The organism is Stenotrophomonas sp. PD6 (assembly GCF_049199305.1).
Lineage (GTDB): Bacteria > Pseudomonadota > Gammaproteobacteria > Xanthomonadales > Xanthomonadaceae > Stenotrophomonas.
Genome location: NZ_JBLZQD010000002.1, coordinates 573,940 through 593,820, shown reverse-complemented (window position 1 = coordinate 593,820; position 19,881 = coordinate 573,940). Strand labels below are relative to the sequence as shown.

Annotated in this window: 14 protein-coding genes; 4 read left to right on the top strand and 10 right to left on the bottom strand. The window is 66.9% G+C overall.

The features are described from left to right. Nucleotides 1–106: 106 nt before the first annotated feature. Both ACOZHM_RS05455 and ACOZHM_RS05450 read right to left on the bottom strand, forming a co-directional pair. Nucleotides 107–340, bottom strand: coding sequence for a hypothetical protein (locus ACOZHM_RS05455; RefSeq protein WP_421568004.1), 234 nt, complete (start codon nt 338–340; stop codon nt 107–109). Between the two features lie 142 nt (nt 341–482). Next, nucleotides 483–3,017 (bottom strand): glycoside hydrolase family 3 N-terminal domain-containing protein, encoded by a 2,535-nt coding sequence (locus tag ACOZHM_RS05450; RefSeq protein WP_421568003.1) that lies wholly within the window; start codon nt 3,015–3,017, stop codon nt 483–485. Nucleotides 3,018–3,339: 322 nt separating this feature from the next. Between ACOZHM_RS05450 and ACOZHM_RS05445 the strand changes: the two genes are divergently transcribed. Then, nucleotides 3,340–4,347 carry a LacI family DNA-binding transcriptional regulator gene (locus tag ACOZHM_RS05445; protein ID WP_421568002.1) on the top strand — a complete coding sequence of 336 codons (1,008 nt, stop codon included), beginning with the start codon at nt 3,340–3,342 and terminating at the stop codon, nt 4,345–4,347. A gap of 4 nt (nt 4,348–4,351) precedes the next feature. Here ACOZHM_RS05445 and ACOZHM_RS05440 read toward each other — a convergent pair whose 3' ends face one another. Beyond that, the gene (locus ACOZHM_RS05440; RefSeq protein ID WP_421568000.1) at nt 4,352–5,623 is read right to left on the bottom strand and encodes a sugar MFS transporter; all 1,272 of its coding nucleotides are present in this window, start codon (nt 5,621–5,623) and stop codon (nt 4,352–4,354) included. Nucleotides 5,624–6,043: 420 nt separating this feature from the next. Between ACOZHM_RS05440 and ACOZHM_RS05435 the strand changes: the two genes are divergently transcribed. The 3 genes from ACOZHM_RS05435 to ACOZHM_RS05425 all read left to right on the top strand — a co-directional run bounded on the left by ACOZHM_RS05435 (nt 6,044) and on the right by ACOZHM_RS05425 (nt 11,944). After that, nucleotides 6,044–9,055 (top strand): TonB-dependent receptor, encoded by a 3,012-nt coding sequence (locus ACOZHM_RS05435; RefSeq protein WP_421567999.1) that lies wholly within the window; start codon nt 6,044–6,046, stop codon nt 9,053–9,055. Between the two features lie 61 nt (nt 9,056–9,116). Then, on the top strand, nt 9,117–10,133 hold the full coding sequence (locus tag ACOZHM_RS05430; RefSeq protein WP_421567997.1) for a cupin-like domain-containing protein: 1,017 nt from the start codon (nt 9,117–9,119) through the stop codon (nt 10,131–10,133). Between the two features lie 224 nt (nt 10,134–10,357). Then, nucleotides 10,358–11,944 (top strand): sensor domain-containing diguanylate cyclase, encoded by a 1,587-nt coding sequence (locus ACOZHM_RS05425; RefSeq protein ID WP_421567996.1) that lies wholly within the window; start codon nt 10,358–10,360, stop codon nt 11,942–11,944. Nucleotides 11,945–11,992: 48 nt separating this feature from the next. On the opposite strand, the gene ACOZHM_RS05420 is transcribed toward ACOZHM_RS05425, so the two are convergent. The 7 genes from ACOZHM_RS05420 to ACOZHM_RS05390 form a co-directional block, all read right to left on the bottom strand. Continuing rightward, nucleotides 11,993–12,871, bottom strand: coding sequence for an energy transducer TonB (locus ACOZHM_RS05420; RefSeq protein ID WP_421567995.1), 879 nt, complete (start codon nt 12,869–12,871; stop codon nt 11,993–11,995). Between the two features lie 56 nt (nt 12,872–12,927). Continuing rightward, complete coding sequence (aceK, locus tag ACOZHM_RS05415; protein ID WP_421567993.1) at nt 12,928–14,664, bottom strand: bifunctional isocitrate dehydrogenase kinase/phosphatase; 1,737 nt, start codon at nt 14,662–14,664, stop codon at nt 12,928–12,930. A 129-nt stretch (nt 14,665–14,793) separates the two neighbouring features. Next, nucleotides 14,794–15,153: a hypothetical protein gene (locus ACOZHM_RS05410; RefSeq protein WP_421567992.1), complete on the bottom strand. Its 360-nt coding sequence runs from the start codon at nt 15,151–15,153 to the stop codon at nt 14,794–14,796. A 26-nt stretch (nt 15,154–15,179) separates the two neighbouring features. After that, nucleotides 15,180–15,617, bottom strand: coding sequence for a roadblock/LC7 domain-containing protein (locus tag ACOZHM_RS05405; protein WP_421567990.1), 438 nt, complete (start codon nt 15,615–15,617; stop codon nt 15,180–15,182). Beyond that, a complete protein-coding gene (locus ACOZHM_RS05400; protein ID WP_421567989.1) occupies nt 15,610–16,158 on the bottom strand; it encodes a GTP-binding protein in 549 nt (182 codons plus the stop codon). Before ACOZHM_RS05400 ends, ACOZHM_RS05405 begins: the two co-directional genes overlap by 8 nt. Before the next feature lie 2 nt (nt 16,159–16,160). Then, the gene (locus ACOZHM_RS05395; protein WP_421567988.1) at nt 16,161–17,114 is read right to left on the bottom strand and encodes a hypothetical protein; all 954 of its coding nucleotides are present in this window, start codon (nt 17,112–17,114) and stop codon (nt 16,161–16,163) included. 304 nt (nt 17,115–17,418) lie between these two features. Beyond that, nucleotides 17,419–19,644: an NADP-dependent isocitrate dehydrogenase gene (locus ACOZHM_RS05390; protein ID WP_421567986.1), complete on the bottom strand. Its 2,226-nt coding sequence runs from the start codon at nt 19,642–19,644 to the stop codon at nt 17,419–17,421. Nucleotides 19,645–19,881: the final 237 nt, after the last annotated feature.

The following is a 19,881-nucleotide window of genomic DNA, read 5'->3' as shown; positions in this document are numbered from 1 at the left end:
CCGGCGCCGCATTCGAAACAGGAAAGGCCCCGCATTGCGGGGCCTTTTTCGTTCGGAGTCCGGCCGACCGCTCCGCCGGTAGGTATCGACCGTTGGTCGGTACGTGTCACGCCCCCATCCGGTCCAGCAGCGGCCCGAACGGTGGCGCAACCAACACCGCCGCCGGCTCCTCCACAGCCTCCGCCGCTTCCGCAGCCGCAGCCGCAGCCGCAGCTTCGACAGTCTCCGGTTTCGACGGCGCGCCCTCCCCCCGATCCACTCCGATCCCCGCCCTGATCACGGTAGACACCGCCACCAGAATCAGCAGCGACGCCCCACCCAGAACATGGATAAGCGTCATATCAGCCTCCCCGCATGCATGTGCCTCGCACGTTACGCATGACGCGGATGGCTGCCTTTGAAACTGCTCCTATATCCGGAAGACCGTTCGCCGCGAGTGCGTCTTTGGCAACCTGTGGGCCGGCCAACGGCCGGCCCAGGCATCACTTGCAGTCCACCACACCCGCGGCCTTGTCCGCCTTCGCCGCGATCCGCACCTGGGTGAAGGCCGCGGCGAACGGCTTGTCGGCGCTGACCACGAACGGCGCCTCCACCGCGCCCAGGTCCACGCCCTTGCTGGCGAAGCAGGCCAGCGGAATGGTCACGGTGCGCTTCTGCCCGGGTGACAACGTGGCCAGCGTCGCCGCGATATCCACCCCGCCCTCGCAGCCGGTGCCGCACTGCATGGTCACCTTTACCGCTGACGCCGGCGGGTGCTGCACCATCACGTCGAACTGCAACGCGCCTTCGCTGCGCGCCAGCGCGCCGAGGTTGCGCCGCGAGGTGCTGCGCGCGATCAGCTGCGCCGGTGCCAGCCAGGTCACTTCGCGGGCGTCCTGCTGGGTGTTGATCTGCACGGTGCGCACCTCCGCCACCGGCCTTTCCTTCGGCCAGCGCAGGCTGGCGTTGAGGTCGTTGCCGAGCGGCTGGGTGGCGCCATTGGCCGCGACGTGCAGCGAGAACGGCGCGGTGTCCACGCGATTGAAGATCGGCAGCGTGGTCACTTCACCGCAATGGTCCGGGTTGGCCTCGGGCAGTCGTGCGACCTGCGCCGGCTGCGCGTAGCTCAGGCCATACCCGAACTTGAACAGGTCCGGGCGCTTGGGGTCCGGGCGGTCGATCGGCGCGGGGCACGCCACGCCCGGCCACGGGAAGCTGAGGCGGCCGTGGAAGTCGTACGCCGGCCTGCCGTCCTTGCCGGCCACCAATACGTCGGTGATGCCCTTGCCCTCCGTGCCCGGCAGCCAGGCCGCGACAAACGCCTGCGACAGATTGAGCAGGTCGTTGGTGTACATCGGGCGGCCGGAGAAATACACCGTGACCAACGGCTTGCCGGTGGCGGCGGCCGCCTTGAGCACGGCCAGGTCCTGCGGGTGGGCGCGGCTGTGGCTGACGGTGTCCGAGGCGAGGATGTCGCCGTTGGTTTCGGCGTACGGCGTTTCGCCGATCACCGCGACCACCACGTCGAAGGTCGACGCATCGATGCCCGTGGCATCCGCACTGAAGGTCACCTGCTGCGTGCCCAGTTCGGCGCGCAGCGCACCCAGCACCGAATCGGCGTTGGGGAAATCGGCGTTGCTGTTTTCGGTGCCCTGCCAGGTGAGCGACCAGCCGCCGGCCTGGTCGGAGAGACTGTCCGCACTCTTGCCCACCACCAGCACACGCGCATCGCGCTTGAGCGGCAGCACCTTGTTCTGGTTCTTCAGCAGCACCAGCGATTCGCGCACGGCTTCGCGCGCCAGTTCGCGGTGCTGCACGGCGTTGGTATCGCCCGCGTAGCGGCTGTCGGACGGCTTGTGCTCGAACAGGCCCGCACGCAGCTTCACGCGCAGGATGCGGGTCACCGCATCATCGATGCGCGCCATCGGAATCTCGCCGCGCTCCACCTGCGCGATCGTGTTGGCGATGAACGCCTTCCAGTCGTCGGGCACCATCACCATGTCGATGCCGGCGTTGATCGCCTGCGCGCAGCTGTCATTGCGGCAGCCCGGCACCTGGGCGATGCCGTTCCAGTCGGAGACGACGAAGCCATCGAAGCCCATCTTCTCCTTCAACGCGCCGGTAAGCAGCGCCTGGCTGCCGTGCATCTTGCCGTAATCCACGCCGCCGGCGCGGTCGTTCCAGCTGTTGAACGAGGCCATCACCGTCTGCACGCCCTCACCCAGCGCACCGAAGTAGCCTTGGCCATGCACGTTGATCATGGTCGCCTTGTCCACGCTGGACTCGCCTTGGTCGCGACCGTTGTCGGTGGCCCCGTCGCCGATATAGTGCTTGGCCGTGGCGACCACGTTGCCGTCGCCGTTGAGGCGGCCCTGCGCGCCCTTGACGTAGGCCTGCGCGTACGCGCGCACGATGGCCGGGTCGGACGAGAAGCTTTCGTAGGTGCGGCCCCAGCGCGGATCATGTGCCACGGCCAGCGTGGGCGCGAACACCCAGCCGATGCCGGTGGCGCGGGTGGCGCTGCCGGTGGCGGCGCCGATGCGTTCGATCAGCGCCGGGTCGCGGGTGGCACCCAGGCCGATGTTGTGCGGGAACAGCGTGGCGCCATACACATTGCTGTGGCCGTGCACGGCGTCGGTGCCCCAGATCACGGGCACCGGCGTGCGCGCATCGGTAGCCAGCGACGCGGCGTGATACGCATCGGCCAGCTTCACCCAGTCCGCCACGCTGGCGTGCTTGTCCATGCCCGGCCACGAGCCGCCGCCGTTGAGCACCGAGCCGATGTAGTAGCTGCGCACCTGCTCGGGGGTGATCTGCTTGATCTCCGGCTGGGTCATCTGCCCGACCTTCTGCGCCAGGGTCATCTGCGCAAGGATGCTGCGCACGCGGCTTTCGATGGCCGGGTCGCTGGCAATCGCGCTGGTCACATGCGGCCAGTCCTGCAGGCGCTCGGCGGTGGGCGCGGCATGCGCCTGGGCGGCCAATGCCGTCAGTACACAGATGGCGAGAAGGGTCTTGCGGGCGCTGCTCACAGACATCTACCTCCAATGGGAAATACGGATAGCGGACCGGGCACAGATCCATTTGGCGGCTCCGGTGACAGCGCTGTCATATAAGCCGGGCGTGGCCCTGTCAACCGTTCGGCACGCGCGTTGTCCTGGCTTCCCCGTGGTTGCTGGGCCGGATGTTCTGGAACGCGATGAAAATCCGCCGTTGCTGTTGCAGCGCCGCATGGAATTCCGACCGTGCACGAATGCCCCGCGTCATGGCACCATCCGCCTGCATCGGTAACCCCGAAACGACACAGGCGCATTACCATCGGCAGCGGCCGAACGACTCTTACCGAGGAACCCTTGCACCATGCGTAGTCGTATCGAGGATGTTGCCGCCGTCGCGGGCGTTTCGATCAAGACCGTATCGCGCGTGCTCAACAACGAGCCGAACGTGCGCGCGGAAACGCGCGAACGCGTACTCGTGGCAGTGACGCGGCTGGGCTACAAACCGAACCTGTCGGCCCGCAGCCTGGCCGGGCAGCGGTCGTATGCATTGGCGCTGGTCTACAACAATCCCTCGCGCAATTACCTGATGGAAATCCAGAACGGCATGCTGGAGGCCTGTCATGCGCACCATTACAACCTGATCCTGGGCCCGGTTGGCATTGGGCGGCGCACCCTGCCCGACCTGGCCGCGCTGTTCGAGAACTCGCGCCCCGACGGCGTGGTGCTGATCCCACCGCTGACCGACGATGCGGTGGTGCTGGCCTATCTGAAAGACAACGAGATTCCCTTCTCCAGCATCGCCCCCCGTCATCCCGAGGGCCGCATCGGCGTGCGCATGGATGAGACCACGGCTGTGGTGGAGCTGATCGGCCACCTGGTCGCACAGGGGCATCGGCGCATCGCGCATATCAAGGGCCCGCGTACGCACGGTGCCTGCCAGTGGCGCTTGGCCGGCTATCGCCAGGCGCTGCGCGAGGCCGGCATCGGGTATGACCCGACGCTGGTGGTGAACGGTCAGTTCTCGTTCGAATCGGGAATCGAGGCGGCCAATATGCTGCTCGACCTGCCGGAGCCCCCGACCGCCATCTTCGCGGCCAACGACGACATGGCCGCCGCCGTGTTCCGGGTGGCAGGGCAGCGCGGCCTGCGCGTGCCGCGCGATCTTTCCGTATGCGGCTTCGACGACACGCCCATTGCCGGCCACATCTACCCGGCGCTGACCACGGTGCGCCAGCCCACCGACAGCATGGGCCGGCTGGCCACCGAGCAGCTGATCGAACGCATCCGCTCGCCCGGCGGCGGCCACATGGTCACCGTGGACCACGCCGTGCTGGTGCGTGAATCCACCCACGCACCGCGCCGGCGGTGAAGCCTCAGGCGTAACGGCGCGAACCGCGCCATGCGTAGAAGACGATGAACAGGTAGCAGAGCATCGGCAGCAGGAACGAGGTCTGCAGCCCGTAGTGGTCGGCCAGCCAGCCCACGGCCAGCGGAACCACCGCGCCACCCACGATGGCCATCACCAGCAGGCTGGAGCCCTGCCCGGTGAGCGGCCCAAGGCCGCCGATGGCCAGCGCGAAGATGGTCGGGAACATGATCGAGTTGAACAGGCCCACGCTGACCACGCTCCACTTGGCCAGCTCGCCCGTGCCCAGGATAGTGACCGCGAGCAGACCCATCACGATCAGTGCGGCCAGGCCCAACAGGCGGCGCGGATCGAAGCGGGCCAGCAGGAACGTGCCCACCAGGCGGCCCACCAGCGCGCCGCCCCAGTACAGCGACACATAACGGGTGGCTTCCTGCTCGGTCAGGCCTTCGCCGATACCCGGCATGGACAGGAAGTTGACCAGGACGCTGCCGATGGACACTTCGGCGCCCACGTAGAAGAAGATCGCCAGCACGCCGAACGCCAGATGCTTGTGGCGCAGCGCCGCGGCCAGGGTGCCGTGTTCCTTGCTGTCTTCCACACCGGCAATGCTGGGCAGGCGGAACATCCAGATCGCCGCGGCCAGCACGAACAGTACGATGGCCAGCCCGAAATACGGCACCTGCACCGACTGCGCTTCGGCGGCACGGTAGGCCAGCGCTTCGGCCTGCGGCAGCAGCGCCAGCTGCTCGGCACTGCGCGGCTCGGCGGCCAGGATCAGCAGCCCGCCGAACAGCGGCGCGATGGTGGTGCCCAGCGCGTTCATCGACTGCGCCAGGGTGAGACGGCTGGAACTGGTCTGCTCCGGACCCAGCAGCGCCACATAGGGGTTGGCCGCTACCTGCAGCACGGTGATGCCGGTGGCGAGCACGAACAGGGCGCCGAGGAACAGGCCATAGACGTGCAACCCCGCAGCCGGCCAGAACAGCAGAGCGCCTACGCCCGCGATGGCCAGCCCGGCCACGATGCCACGCTTGTAGCCGACCGCTGCAACCAGCCGCCCGGCCGGCAGCGACATCAGGAAGTACGCACCGAAGAAGGTGAACTGGATAAGCATCGCCTGCACCCAGGTCAGCGAGAACGCGGCCTTGAGGTGCGGAATCAGGATGTCGTTGAGGCAGGTGATGAAGCCCCACATGAAGAAGATGGCCGTCACCACGGCCAGCGCCGTGCGAGTGCTCTGTACGTGTTGCCCGCGAACCACGGTGGATGTGTCCATTGCCTGTCCTTCTGATGGGAACGCCAGCCATGCGGCGGCCAGACATGGAACTCGCTTGGCGCTCAGTTGTCCAGCGCTGTCAGACAACCGGTCAGAACACGCGACAGTGGCGGGTACCGTCTCCAAAACGCATTTCGCGCAGTTTCGTTCTGCACTGCACAACGACCTGCACGGGATGAATCGGGCGCGCCACGTCCCATCAAAACCGGGCGGAAAGGCCCGCAGCGCAGCGTTTACCCGCCCTGCGGCGGTCCCTTTTGGAACCGTGGCGACACCGCAGCGATATGCAACCAATGTTGCCCTTCGTGGCACTTTGTTGACAACGCTGTCAGGCGTCGGCCCAATCCGCCCACATCGTTGTTGAATCGTGCCAGACGCCGTAGGACTGCCATTTCCGAATTCCCTGGGGAGGGAGCTTTCATGAAGACGTACAAGGCCGTACCCCGCAAGGCAATGCTCACTTCCGCGCTGCTCGCCGTGTTGGCCGGGCCGGCGTGGGCCCAGGACACCACCCGCGACGGCGCTGCGTCGTCATCGGAAGGGCTGGATCCGGCCACGCTCGATACGGTGCAGGTCACCGGTATCCGCGGCAGCCTCACCTCGTCGATGAACCTCAAGCGCGACAGCCAAGGCGTGGTGGATGGCATCGTGGCCGAAGACATCGGCAAGTTCCCCGATACCAACCTGGCCGAATCGCTGCAGCGCATCAGCGGCGTGTCGATCGACCGCACCTCCAGCGGCGAAGGCTCGAAGGTGACCGTGCGCGGCATCGGCCCGGACTTCAACCTGGTGCTGCTCAACGGCCGCCAGATGCCGGCATCCAACCTGGGCAACGGCGGCGGCGGTCTTTCCGGCTCGCGTTCGTTCGACTTCGCCAACATCGCGTCCGAGTCGATCTCGGCGGTGGAAGTGTTCAAGACCACCCGTGCCGACAACCCGACCGGTGGCATCGGCGCCACGATCAACGTCAAGACGCTGCGTCCGCTCGAATCCGCACCGGTGGTCAGCGTCGGCCTGAAGGCGGTCAGCGACACCTCCAACGACAACCTGCCACGCACGCTGCAGGGCTCGAAGTACACCGGCGAGATGTCGGGCATCTTCAGCGATACGTATGCCGATGGGCGCTTCGGTGTGATGCTGAGTGGCAGCTACCAGGAGCGTGACTCCGGCTTCAACCAGGCCACGGTGGCCGAAGGCTGGGCCACGCTCAAGGGCGACGACACCACCGACTGGCGCGCACTGCCGCAGCCGGACCAGGGGTACTCCGATCGCATCCAGAACCGTCCGGGTGCCGACGACGTGTATGGCCGCCCGCAGAACACCGCCTACAACGTCAACGGCGTGCAGCGCCAGCGCACCAACGGCCAGGCCACCCTGCAGTGGAAGCCGGTCGACAATGTCACCACCACGCTGGACTACACCTACGTTGAAAACAAGGTGCAGCAACAGCGCAGCGAACTGTCGGTGTGGTTCAACTACGGTCCAGGCGACAGCATCTGGACCAATGGACCGGTGGCCGCGCCGATCATCTACAGCGAAGACATGGTCAATTCGGACGTGTCGATGGGTGGCGCGCAGCTGGCCACCAAGAACACGCTGGACTCGCTGGGCTTCAACGTGGAGTGGGAGGTCAACGACGCGTTGACCCTGAACTTCGACGCGCACCATTCCACCGGCGAGTCGCAGCCGGACAGCCCGTACGGTTCGGCCGGCGTGCTCGGCGTGGCCGCCTTCGTGCGCGGCAAGACCACGGTCGACTACAGCGGCGACCTGCCGATCATCAATATCGCGCTGCCGCCGGGCGGCGTGCAGGCCGCCGATGCGCTGGTCACCGGTTCGGTGTTCCAGAACAGCTACAACAAGTCCGAGGTCGAGCAGTACCAGGGGCGCGGTACGTTCAAGTTCGCCGACTACTCCGCGTTGGACTTCGGCGTGGGCTATACCGACGTCAAGAACCGCTCGGCGTCGGCAATCATGCAGCGCAATACCTGGGGTGGCCTGGGCTCGCCGGCCGACTATGACGACAGCATCTGGTACGCCGATGACATGGCCAGGTACTTCGATGCCTTCTCCGGCCACAACGACCCGCGCCTGACCGGCCAGTTCCTGGTGTTCGACTTCGACCGCCTGATCAACCGTGCCGCCCAGGTCGGCACCGCGTCCGACCCCGCCTGCCCGACCTGCTACGTGGCGCCTACCGAGTACTCGCAGGACATCCGCACCAACGAAACGTCCAAGAGTGCGTTCCTGCAGTACCGCACCACCTTCGACTGGTCGATGCCGCTGAACGTGGCCGTGGGCGTGCGCTATGAGCAGACCGACGTGGATTCCACCGCGATGGTGCGCGTGCCCAACGGCATCAGCTGGAGTTCGGCCAACGAACTCAACATCGACTACGCCAGCGAAAGCGGTTTCATCAGCGACAGCGGCAAGTACGACTACGTGCTGCCCAATCTTGACCTGAAACTGGACATCAGCGACACGCTGGCACTGCGCGGCAGCTACAGCCGCAGCCTGGGCCGTGCGGGCTGGGACCAGATCCAGAGCGGGCAGTCCCTGGCCGACATCGTGCGTACCCAGGGCGGCAGCGGCTCGCGCGGCAACCCGGCGCTGGAGCCGCTGCTGTCGGACAACTTCGACCTGTCGCTGGAGTGGTACTACGGCGAATCCAGCTACGCCTCGGTCGGCTTCTTCCGCAAGAACATCAAGAACTTCATCAGCAACACCATCGTGCGCGAGAACACCGGCAACCTGCATACCCCGGTGGGCGGCGCATACTGGAACGCGGCGATTTCGGCCGGCGGCTGCGGGGTGAGCGACATGCCCTGCATCCGCGATTACATCTTCACCAACTACAACGGCCAACCCGGCGTGACCGCCACCGGCACCAACTCGGCCGGCCAGCTCACCGGCACCATCGTCGGCCAGCCCGGCGACCCGGTGGCCGGGTTCGACATCACCCTGCCGGCCAACCAGCGTTCGGACCATCTCGACGGCTGGGAAATCGCCGTGCAGCACCTGTTCGGCCAGTCCGGCTTCGGCGTGGCCGCCAACTACACCAAGGTCAAGTCGGGCCTGACCTTCGACAACCTCAGCCTGGGCGACCAGTACCCGATGGTCGGGCTGAGCGATTCGGCCAATCTGGTGGCGTTCTACGACAAGAACAGCTGGCAGATCCGTGCCGCCTACAACTGGCGCGACAAGTTCCTCAACGGCATCGGCGGCCAGGGCCCCAACCCGAACTACACCGATGACTACGGCCAGCTCGACCTCAACATCAGCTACGCGGTCAGCGACCAGCTGTCGCTGAGCCTGGAGGCGATCAACCTCACCGACGAGACCATGCGCACCTACGCGCGCCACACCAACATGCTGCGCTACGCCACCCAGACCGGCCCGCGCTACATGTTCGGCGTCCGCTACAAGTTCTGAGCCACGGCGGTGTGGTGGGTCTACACTCGCCACACCGCCACCGCCCGCAAGCGACCCCGCCATGCCTGCCACGCCCGGCCCGATCGACGAAGTGCGCGACCTCGACCGCAGCCGGCTACCCGCGCTGCTGCCCACCTGGACCACCCCGAAGGTGATCCGCGGGCTGGTGGCGGACTGGCCGATGGTCACCGCCGCCCGCACGTCGGCCGACGCCGCCGTTGCCCATCTCAAGCAGTACGACCACGGCACCCTGCCGGTGACGGCGACCACCGCCCCACCCGAGGCACAGGGCCGGATCTTCTACAACGCGGACATGAGCGGGTTCAACTTCCGCCGCGAGCAGATCGCGCTGAAGGTGGTGCTCGATACCCTGCTCAAGTACCGCACGGCCCCCACCGCACCCACCATCTATGTGGCCTCCACCACCCTGGACAGCTTCCTGCCCGGCTTCCGCCAGGACAACCCGCTGGAACTGGGCGTGGACGATCCGCTGGCCAGCATCTGGATCGGCAACCGTTCGCGCATTGCCGCCCACCACGACGTGCCGGACAACCTGGCCTGCGTGGCGGCGGGCCGGCGCCGGGTCACGCTGTTTCCGCCGGACCAGATCGGCAACCTGTACGTGGGGCCGCTGGACTTCACTCCCGCCGGGCAGGCGGTGAGCCTGGTGGACTTCGCCGCGCCGGATCTTGCGCGCTTCCCGCGCTTCGACCGCGCCCTGGCCAGCGCCCAGGTGGCCGAACTGGGCCCCGGCGATGCGGTCTTCATTCCCTCGCTGTGGTGGCACCACATGGAAGGGCTGGACGACTTCAACGTGCTGGTGAACTACTGGTGGCGGCCGGTGCCGGCCTGGGTGGACGCGCCGATGAACGCCCTGATGCTCTCGCTGCTGGCACTGCGCGAACTGCCGCCGGCGCAGCGCCGGCACTGGCGGGCGCTGTTCGACCACTATGTCTTCGCCGCCGGCGGGGACACCACCGCGCACATTCCCGAGACGGCGCGCGGGGTGTTGGGCCCGCTGGATGCGGGCATGGCCGCCAATGTGCGCAGCGTCCTGCGCAAGCGGCTGGAACGCTGAGCCTGAAGGGGGTCTGCAGCGGCCCACAGTGTTTTACCCACATCGCCTGCGAATCCGTGATAATCCGCGCCGTGATCCATCGTCCGCCCGGGGGTAGGGTGGCCGTGTCACGGGCGCCCGACGGCGCACCGACCCGGCGCCGTGCAGTTCGCCTCTGACCGCTCCTTCGTTGCAGCCTCATCGGTAGGACCGGTTGGCGCAGCACCTTGCCGGTTGTTCCGTCCATGCCCCTGCTGTCGTCCCGCCTGAACCTGGGCAAGCTGATCCTTGCCCTGGCCCTGCTCAGCGCCATCGTCGCCCTGGCCAACACCCTGCACGCCAGCTACCGCGTGCAGCGCGAGCAACTGATCGGCAACACGCTGGAGGCCAACCGGGTCTACGCCAGCAAGCTGGCCGAGACCACCCAGAACTTCGTGCTGTCCGCGCAGCAGCAGCTGGCCTACGCCGCCACCGGGCTGGGGCAGCGTGCGCATGACCGCAGCGAACTGGAAGCCGAGGCCGCGCGCCTGCAGCTGCAGACCAACAGCTTCAACTCGGTGCTGATCGTGGACAAGGCCGGCACCGTGCTGGCGACCTCGCCGCAGAGCCTTGCCCTGCAGGGCGTGGTGCTCAAGAGCCAGGGCAATACCGAAGCCTTGAAGCGGCGCGAGCCCTACATCAGCGACCCGTACCAGTCGGCCACCGGCCGTCTGCTGGTGGCCATCTCGCATCCGATCTTCAACCCGCAGGGCGACTACCAGGGCTACGTCAGCGGCACCATCTACCTGCGCCAGCGCAGCATCCTGCAGACGTTGCTGGGCAAGCACTACTACCGCGACGGCTCGTACTTGTACGTGGTCGACCGCAACGGCCGCATCCTGTACCACATCGAACCCGACCGGGTCGGCCAGTTCGCGCTGGAGAACCCGGCGGTGAAGGCGGTCAGCCAGGGCCACTCCGGCGCACAGGAAGTGCGCAACAGCCACGGCGTGATGATGCTGGCCGGCTACGCGCCCGTACCCAGCGTCGGCTGGGGCGTGGTTGCGCAGCGCCCCACCGAGGCCACGCTGGCACCGCTCTCGCGGTTGATGTCGGCGGTGATCTGGAATGCGATCCCACTGGGCGTGCTCTCGCTGCTGGTGACCTGGTGGTTCGCGCGGCGCATCTCGCTGCCGCTGTGGCAGCTGGCGCGCAACGTGCAGAACCGCGACACCGGCATCGCCATCCGCCATGTCACCGGCATCCGCGCGTGGTACTACGAGGCGGCCCACCTCAAGCAGGCCCTGCTGTACAGCTTCAACCTGCTGCAGGACCGGATCGGCAAGCTCAACCGCGCCAGCATGACCGACCCGCTGACCGGCCTGCAGAACCGCCGCGGGCTGCAGGAAGGCCTGGAAGACTGGCAGGCGCGCGGCCAGCCGTTCGGAATCATCGCGCTGGACATCGACCGCTTCAAGACCATCAACGACCGCTTCGGCCACGCCGTGGGCGATGCGGTGATCCTGCGCATCGCGCAGCTGATGCGCGACGATTCGCGCGATACCGATCTGCTGTGCCGCAACGGCGGCGAGGAATTCCTGATCCTGTTGCCGGGCATCGACGTCGGCGCCACCGCCGGCATCGCCGAGCGGCTGCGGCTGCAGGTGGAAGCGGAAGTGTTCGAACAGGTGGGCACGGTAACGGTGTCGCTGGGCGTGGCCCACTACCCGTCGTACCACGAAGACCCGCAGCAGGCGCTGCGCCTGGCCGACAAGGCGCTGTACATGGCCAAGGAACAGGGCCGCAACCGCACGGTGGTGTACCCCGCGCCGGACGCCATGACCGGCGCGTAACGGTGATGCCGGATCGACGCCGTGGCGTCGATCCGGTCGTTCACTGCGTCAGCCGCCCAACGGGGTGAGCAGGCGCGGACCGTCATCCAGGTCCGCCATATAGATGCCGCCGGCGGCCAGCAGGTCCGGTGCCGCTTCCGCGCCGGCCTGCGAGCTGCGCCACGGCGCGCGCTCCCGCGGACCGGGGATGTAGGCTTCCCACGTGCCGTAACGCGCCAGATCGTATTCGCCCATCATGTAGCGGACCGGAATCCGCACGTTCCACGATTCGGCGTCCTTGAGCTTGCCGGTGGTCGGCGGGCGGAAGGTCCAGCTGCGTGCGGTCGACACCGAGGCGCGGGCGAAGGTATCGCGTACCTGCCGCATCTGATTTTCCTTGCCCACCACGCGCAGGTTCACCTGCTCGGCGAACACATCCTGGACGGTACCGTCGCGACCCACCTTCACCAGCAGCAGCACGTCACCCTTGGCACGCATGGCGTACAGGTTCTTGGGGTAGGCCGGCGAACGCATCTCGACTGAGGTCACGCGGCTGGTGTCTTCCGGGTCGTATCCGGTAAAGCTGGCACCCGCCACGCGCACGTTGTCGCCCGCGCCGTCCGGGCTCGGCTGGGAAAGCAGGCGCAGGGTCACCGGCGTCTGTGTCGCCACCGCCGCGCCGTTCACCACGACCGGTTGGAACTGCCATGCCTGCACCTGGCGCTGCACGAACGCGGCGAGATCGGCGGGCAGCTTGTCGGCATGATCCAGCTGGAAGCCGGTGACGTGCCCATCGGTACCGATATCGATCTTGCCGGTCAGCGTCATGCTGGCTTCGGCGGTCTGGCGCACCGTGCGCGCGGTCTTCGCGGCAATATCGGGCGTTGCAACCAGACCGGTGCCACCCAATGCCAGGGCCAACGCCAGAATATGGGGATAGCGCATCATCACCTGCTCCTTGTGGATGAATCCCGAGGATAGCCCAGTGATGTGTCAGGAGAAAATTACGCCAATCGATGACGGGCTGCATAGGGAGGGGTATCGGGATAGTCGCCGGCCGCGAAGCGCGTCTGCAGCCCCTGCCACCAGACCGGGTCGAACAGGTGGCCGTGGTGCTCGCGCACGGCGGCAAGCTCCGCCGCCGGCAGGCCCATGAAGGGTGCGAAGCGTTCCGGGAACACGTCGCGTGGGCCGACATGGAACCAGGGCTCGTCGGCCATCGCCTCGTCGGCGTTGCGCGGCTGCGGCCACGCCCGGAACGCGCAGTCGCTGACCAGGCACAACTCATCGTAGTCGTAGAACACCGCGCGGCCGTGCCGTGAGACACCGAAGTTCTTCGGCAGCATGTCGCCGGGGAAGATGTTGTTGCGGGCCATGTCGGTGATCGCCTGCGCGTAGTCCAGCGCGGCGGCGCGGCGCGCCTCTGCCGTCTGTTCGCGCAGGTACAGGTTGAGCGGGCGGAAGCGGCGCTGCACGTAGCACAGCGCGATCACCAGGCTGTCGCCCTCCTGGCGGACGCTGGCCGCGCACTGGGTCAGCAGCTCCTCGCGCAGCGCGGGCGAGAAGCGCGCGATGGGAAAGCGCAGGTGGCGGTACGGCTGTGCGTCGAGCAGGCGGCCGACACGATCAAGGTTGAACACCAGGGCGTACTTTTCCTCCACCTGGTGCCGGGTCATGGTCTTGGGCCAGGCGAAGCGGTCGCGGATCAGCTTGAACACCAGGGGATAGCTGGGCAGGGTGAACACCGCCATGACCATGCCCGGGGTGCCATCGGCGTGCACCAGCTGCTCGTCCGGATGCTCCTGGAAGTGCCGGAAGAAGGTGCGGTAGCGCTCGGTCTTGCCCTGCTTGGCACGGCCCAGCACCGTGTAGATCTCATCGATCGGCTTGGCCGGCAGCAGGCTGCGCAGGAACACCACCGCATCGCCCACGGTGCCAAGATCGGCCTGGAAGTAGCTGCGCGACACACCGAACAGATGCGCCACGTCGCGGCGCCGGGTGAGCACCGCCTCCGCGCGCAGGCCCTTGTCGTCGTTCACCAACGCGATGATGCAGGGCGAGAAGCGGTGTTCGCCGAACACCCGGCCGACGAGATAGGCACGCCGTTCGCGGTAGAACACCGTGTCGAGCAGCTCGATGCTGCGTACCGGGTTGTCGCCCCAGTGCTGCAGGTCGTCCTGCAGGCGCACCGCGATGGCGGCCGCGCAGCGCAGCTGGTGTGCGTAGGGAATGCCGAAGCGGAAGTCACCCAGCACCCGCATGAAGGCCTCGGCCGGCCGGGTCGGCGACAGCGCGTAGGTGTGGCGCGCGACCGGATGGGTAATGGCGTCGGACGGCTCCATGTCCAGCGCCATGAACTCCACCGCCGCATCCACACCCTCGGTGGCGAACAGGCGGCGTGCCAGTGTGTTGTAGAAGGTCTTGTACAGCTCGGCGTCGATCAGGCCATCCACGCGCGCGGCGAACGCGGTACGCACCTGCAGCCACAGCTCGCGCTGGCCGATGGCATCGCCGGCCACGCGGCGCAGGCTGTCGACGGTTTCCGCAATGCAGTGGTCGTACAGGCCGATTCGCTCCACCGCATCCTGGCGCGCACCGGCCCAGTCACGGGCCTCGAAGCGCGCACGCGCACGGCGGGTGATCGCGGCGAAGCGCGCATGGTAGTCCTCGAAACCGTCGCGGATGCGCACGGCCAGCCCCGGGGCCAGCCCTTCAACGTCATGGGAATCGGCAACAGGCATGCAGCGCGACCGAAGAGACCGACCTCCACCATAGTAGTGCCGGCCCATGGCCGGCAACCCCGGTAGACCCGACACCGCCCGGATGCCGGCCAACGGCCGGCACCACCGGAATGAACCCGGGAAGGACGCCTACAACGCCAACTGGCTTTCCACGTCCTGCACCTTGCGCCGCGCAAGCGCCAGGTTGGCCTTGTTGCGGTCCAGGACCAGATAAAGGAAGAGGCCCTGCTTCTTCGCCACCGGGCGCATGATGTGGTACGCCTTGCCCAGCGAAATGAGGATGTCCTCGATGGTGTCGTTGAGGTTGAGCGATGCGGCCGTCTTCATCTTGGCGCGGATCACCTCGGTGTTGCCCGCCGCGGCCACTTCCATGTCCATGCCCGAGCCCGCCTCGCCCAGCAGCATCCCGCTTTCGTAGTCCACCAGCGCCACGGCCTGCGCGCCGTCGATGGTCATCAGCGCGTTCAAGGTATCGTCCAGTCCTGCCATGTTGCACCCCGTTGGTTGTCGAGCCCCTAGTTGCCCTGCGGATCGGCTCGTGATCCGCTGAGTTCGGCCATGATGTTGCGGCCACATTCCTTGGCATTCCAAAGCACCTTGCCGATCACGCAGCGGCTGTCGCAGGCGGTCATCAGCAGCAGCGGCACCGGCGTGCAGGGCAGCGCCAGCATCAGCACCTTGCCCTCGCCGGCTTCCAGCATCAGCACCTCCAGTTCGCCCAGCGCCAGCTCGCGCCCCACCGCCGCGGCCAGTGCCAGCATCGCGCTGGTCATGGCCGCCAGCCGCTCGCCATTGCCATGGGTTCCGGCCGCCGGCACCAGCGCGAAGCCGTCCACACTGGCCAGCACCACGCTGCGCACGCCGTTGATGTCGCCGGCGAAGGTCTGCAGGTGCTGCGTCACGCGTTCGCGCGTGGCCGGTTCCAGCCGGCGGGCATCGTGTCCGTCAGCCATCGCTCATCACCAGGTCGCGGGTTTCCATTTCGCTCATCAACACGTCCATCAGCAGCAGGCCCTGTTCGCGGTCGCGCGCATCCAGCGGCAGTACCGGCAACAGGCGATCCTCCCAACCGGCGATCGCCGCACACGATTCCAGGTCGAACGCGGGCGCGAGATCCAGCCGCGAAATGCCGATCACCGCCGGTACCTGCGCGGCATGCAGGCGCAGGACCTCGAGATAGTCCTGAAGCTCGTCCACTGCCGCGTGGCGGGTGGCGTCGAGCAGCAGGACCACGCCGCTGGCGCCCTGCAGCAGGATCGGCCACAGGAAGTCGAACCGCTGCTGGCCCGGCGTGCCATACAGGCGCAGGCGGTCGCCGTTGGGCAGGTCGATGTCGGCGTAGTCCATGGCCACGGTGGTGGAGGCCTTGTCTGCCCCCTGGCGGTCGCTGTTGGGCACGTCGGTATCGATCACCGCGCCTTCGGCAATTGCCCGCACCAGCGTGGATTTGCCGCTGCCCATCGTGCCCAGCACGACGATCTTGTGTTCGCGCACGCTCAGCCCCCGCCGCGCTGGCGCACGCTGCGCCACATCCGGGCCAGCAGGGTGCCGCCGCCACTGCCGGCGCGCAGCATCGGTGTGCTCGCGGCGGTGTCTTCCAGCGCGGCGTAGCCGCACAGATAGGCCGGGTGCACGAAACCGCGCACCGCCTCGGCCGGCATGTCGAGCAGCCGCGCGCATTCGTCCACACTGCACGCACGCTTGAGCAGCAACGAACACAGGCGGAAGCTGTCGTGCTGATGGCCGAGGACGCGGAAGTCCGGCCAGCGCAGCAGCTTCACCCGGGCGTGGCGCTGCAGACGTGCATCCAGGTCGTGCCAATGCGCCGGCCGCAGCCCCCATTGCCACAGCAGGGGGCGCAGTGGCTGGCGCGGCAGCGCGCCGGCCAACTGCTGGTAACGGCGTTCGGAAATACCATGCAGTGACAGCGCATCAAAACTGTCTGACAGCTGCTGCGCGAGGTCTGCGACCGGGACGCCTGCCGGTACGACCATCTGGTCCTGGACGAAATCCAGCAGCAACCGCGGCGCCCCCTCCAGGGCCAACACGGCATGGCCCTGGCGTGCCGGCAGGCTTTCGCGCAGCGCGCGGGTGATCGCCTTTGCGCCACGCGCGGTGCAGGGTTCGTCGATGCTGACGGGTTCTTCGGGCATGCGCCGCAGCGCATGTTCAATCGCGCTGTCGTCCAGCACCCCGCGGTTGTCGCCCTGCCCTTGCCGTAGCTGGCCGTCCTGGTCTTCCACCCAGAACTGGATGCGGGGGCGTTCGCGCACCATGCGCAATGCGGCGTTGCGCAGTGCCGGTGTGTCCTTGATCACCAGCAGGTCGCACTCATCGAGGTCGCGACAGCTGCGTACCGTGTCGGCCGGCAATGAAGCGGCCACACGCAGGCGCTGCAGCAAGGCACGTTCTCCCTGGACATCCGATCCGACCACCAGCACCCTGGCCATCGCCTTCCCCTGGGTTGTGAGAGATCACAGCGATTGCTGAAAAGATCGTCGTTAGCCTATGCCATGGCTCCGGTTGGCATAGGTGATGGATTGCACACTTTGAGTGTGGACATCTCGCCAAAAATCTCTCCACCCAACCCGCGCCGGCAGGCAAGTTTCATGCCGTCTTTACGAACCGACGCGTCAGTTCCGATCGAAAACGGTGGCGACGGAGTTCACAGAATTTCCCGGAATGCAGGCCAAAAAAAACCCGCGCCGAGGCGCGGGTTTTTCTTGTCGATCGCCGCGAGGGCGGAATCGAACCTTACAGTGCGGCCAACGCCTGGTTGAACGTGCTGCTCGGGCGCATGGCCTTGCGGGCCTTGGCCACGTCCGGACGGTAGTAGCCGCCGATATCGACCGCCTTGCCCTGCACCGCCGCCAGTTCTTCAACGATCTTCTGTTCGTTGTCGGCCAGCGCCTTGGCCAGCGGGGCGAAGCGGGCCTTCAACGCGGCATCGTCATCCTGCGCGGCCAGGGCCTGGGCCCAGTACAGCGCGATGTAGAAGTGGCTGCCGCGGTTGTCGATGCCACCCAGCTTGCGCGACGGCGACTTGTCGTTGTCCAGGAACTGGCCGTTGGCCTGGTCCAGGGTCTTGGCCAGCACCGTGGCGCCGGCGTTGTCGTAGCGGTTGCCCAGGTGCTCCAGCGACGCGGCCAGCGCCAGGAACTCGCCCAGCGAATCCCAGCGCAGGTAGTCCTCTTCCACGAACTGCTGCACGTGCTTGGGCGCCGAGCCACCGGCACCGGTCTCGAACAGGCCACCGCCGGCCATCAGCGGCACGATCGACAGCATCTTGGCGCTGGTGCCCAGCTCCATGATCGGGAACAGGTCGGTCAGGTAATCGCGCAGCACGTTGCCGGTCACCGAAATGGTGTCCTCACCCTTGCGGATGCGGTCCAGCGAGAACGCGGTGGCCTCCACCGGGGTCAGGATACGGATGTCCAGGCCGCTGGTGTCGTGGTCCTTGAGGTAGGTGTTCACCTTGGCGATCACCTGCGCGTCGTGTGCACGCGCGGCGTCCAGCCAGAACACGGCCGGGGTGCTGCTCAGGCGCGCGCGGTTGACGGCCAGCTTGACCCAGTCCTGGATCGGCGCGTCCTTGGTCTGGCACATGCGCCAGATGTCGCCGGTCTGCACGGTGTGCTCGAACACCACGGCGCCGGACTCGTCGGTGACGCGCACGGTGCCGTCGGCGGGGATCTGGAAGGTCTTGTCGTGCGAGCCGTACTCTTCGGCCTTCTGCGCCATCAGGCCCACGTTGGGCACCGAGCCCATGGTGGCCGGGTCGAACGCGCCGTGGGCGATGCAGTCGTCGATGACCGCCTGGTACACGCCGGCATAGCAGCGGTCGGGGATGACGGCCTTGGTGTCCTGCAGCTTGCCGTCGGCATTCCACATGCCACCGGAGTCGCGGATCATGGCCGGCATCGAGGCGTCGACGATGACGTCGCTGGGCACGTGCAGGTTGGTGATGCCCTTGTCGGAATTGACCATCGCCAGGCCCGGACGCTTGCCGTACTCGGCAGCCAGGTCGGCCTTGATGGTTTCCTGCAGCGCTTCAGGCAGCTGCGGCAGGCGCGCGTACAGGTCGCCGATGCCGTTGTTGGGGTCGAAGCCGGCCTGCTTGAGCACGTCGGCGTGCTTGGCCAGCACGTCCTTGTAGAACTCTTCCACCACCACGCCGAACATGATCGGGTCGGAGACCTTCATCATGGTGGCCTTCAGGTGCAGCGAGAACAGCACGCCCTTGGCCTTGGCGTCGGCGATCTGCGCCTGCACGAAGGAGGCCAGCGCGTTGCGGCTCATCACTGCCGCATCGACGATCTCACCGGCCTTGACCGCGGTCTTTTCCTTCAGCACAACGGTGGTGCCATCGGCCTGCTGCAGTTCGATCTTCAGGCTGCCTGCGGCGGCCAGGGTGGCCGACTTTTCGCTGCCGTAGAAGTCACCGCCGTCCATGTGCGCGACGTGCGACTTCGATTCGGGCGACCACTTGCCCATGCGGTGCGGGTGCTTGCGTGCGTAGTTCTTGACCGACAGCGGCGCGCGGCGGTCGGAGTTGCCTTCGCGCAGCACCGGGTTCACCGCGCTGCCCTTGACCTTGTCGTAGCGCGCCTTGATGTCGCGCGACACGTCGTCGCTGGGCACGTCCGGATAGTTCGGCAGGGCGAAGCCCTGGTCCTGCAGTTCCTTGATGGCGGCCTTGAGCTGCGGCACCGAGGCGCTGATGTTGGGCAGCTTGATGATGTTGGCGTCCGGGGTGGTCGCCAGCTGGCCCAGTTCGGCCAGGTGGTCCACTTCCTTCTGGTCGTCCTTCAGGTAATCCGGGAACAGCGCCAGGATGCGGCCGGACAGCGAGATGTCACGGGTTTCGACCGCGATGCCGGCGGTGGCGGTGTACGCCTCGACGATCGGCAGCAGCGACTGGGTCGCCAGGAACGGAGCTTCATCGGTAAGCGTGTAGAGAATCTTGGGCGTATTCGACATGGGGGACTGATGCTCTCTTGCGGATCTGATGAGTGATCGCCGATGGCGATGCCGGGTAACCTCCTCATTGTCGCGTTTTCAGACCCCCGGAGCAAAGCCGGACCATACGCGGCGGTATTGGAACGGTGTGTGTGGCCGCGTCACTTGGGTCTGGGACCCGGTGCACAGGTTTTCCGCAAGATGACGAGGTTTAGGAGCATTACCAGTCCGACCGCTCTGGGCTCAGCGGAGACTCTG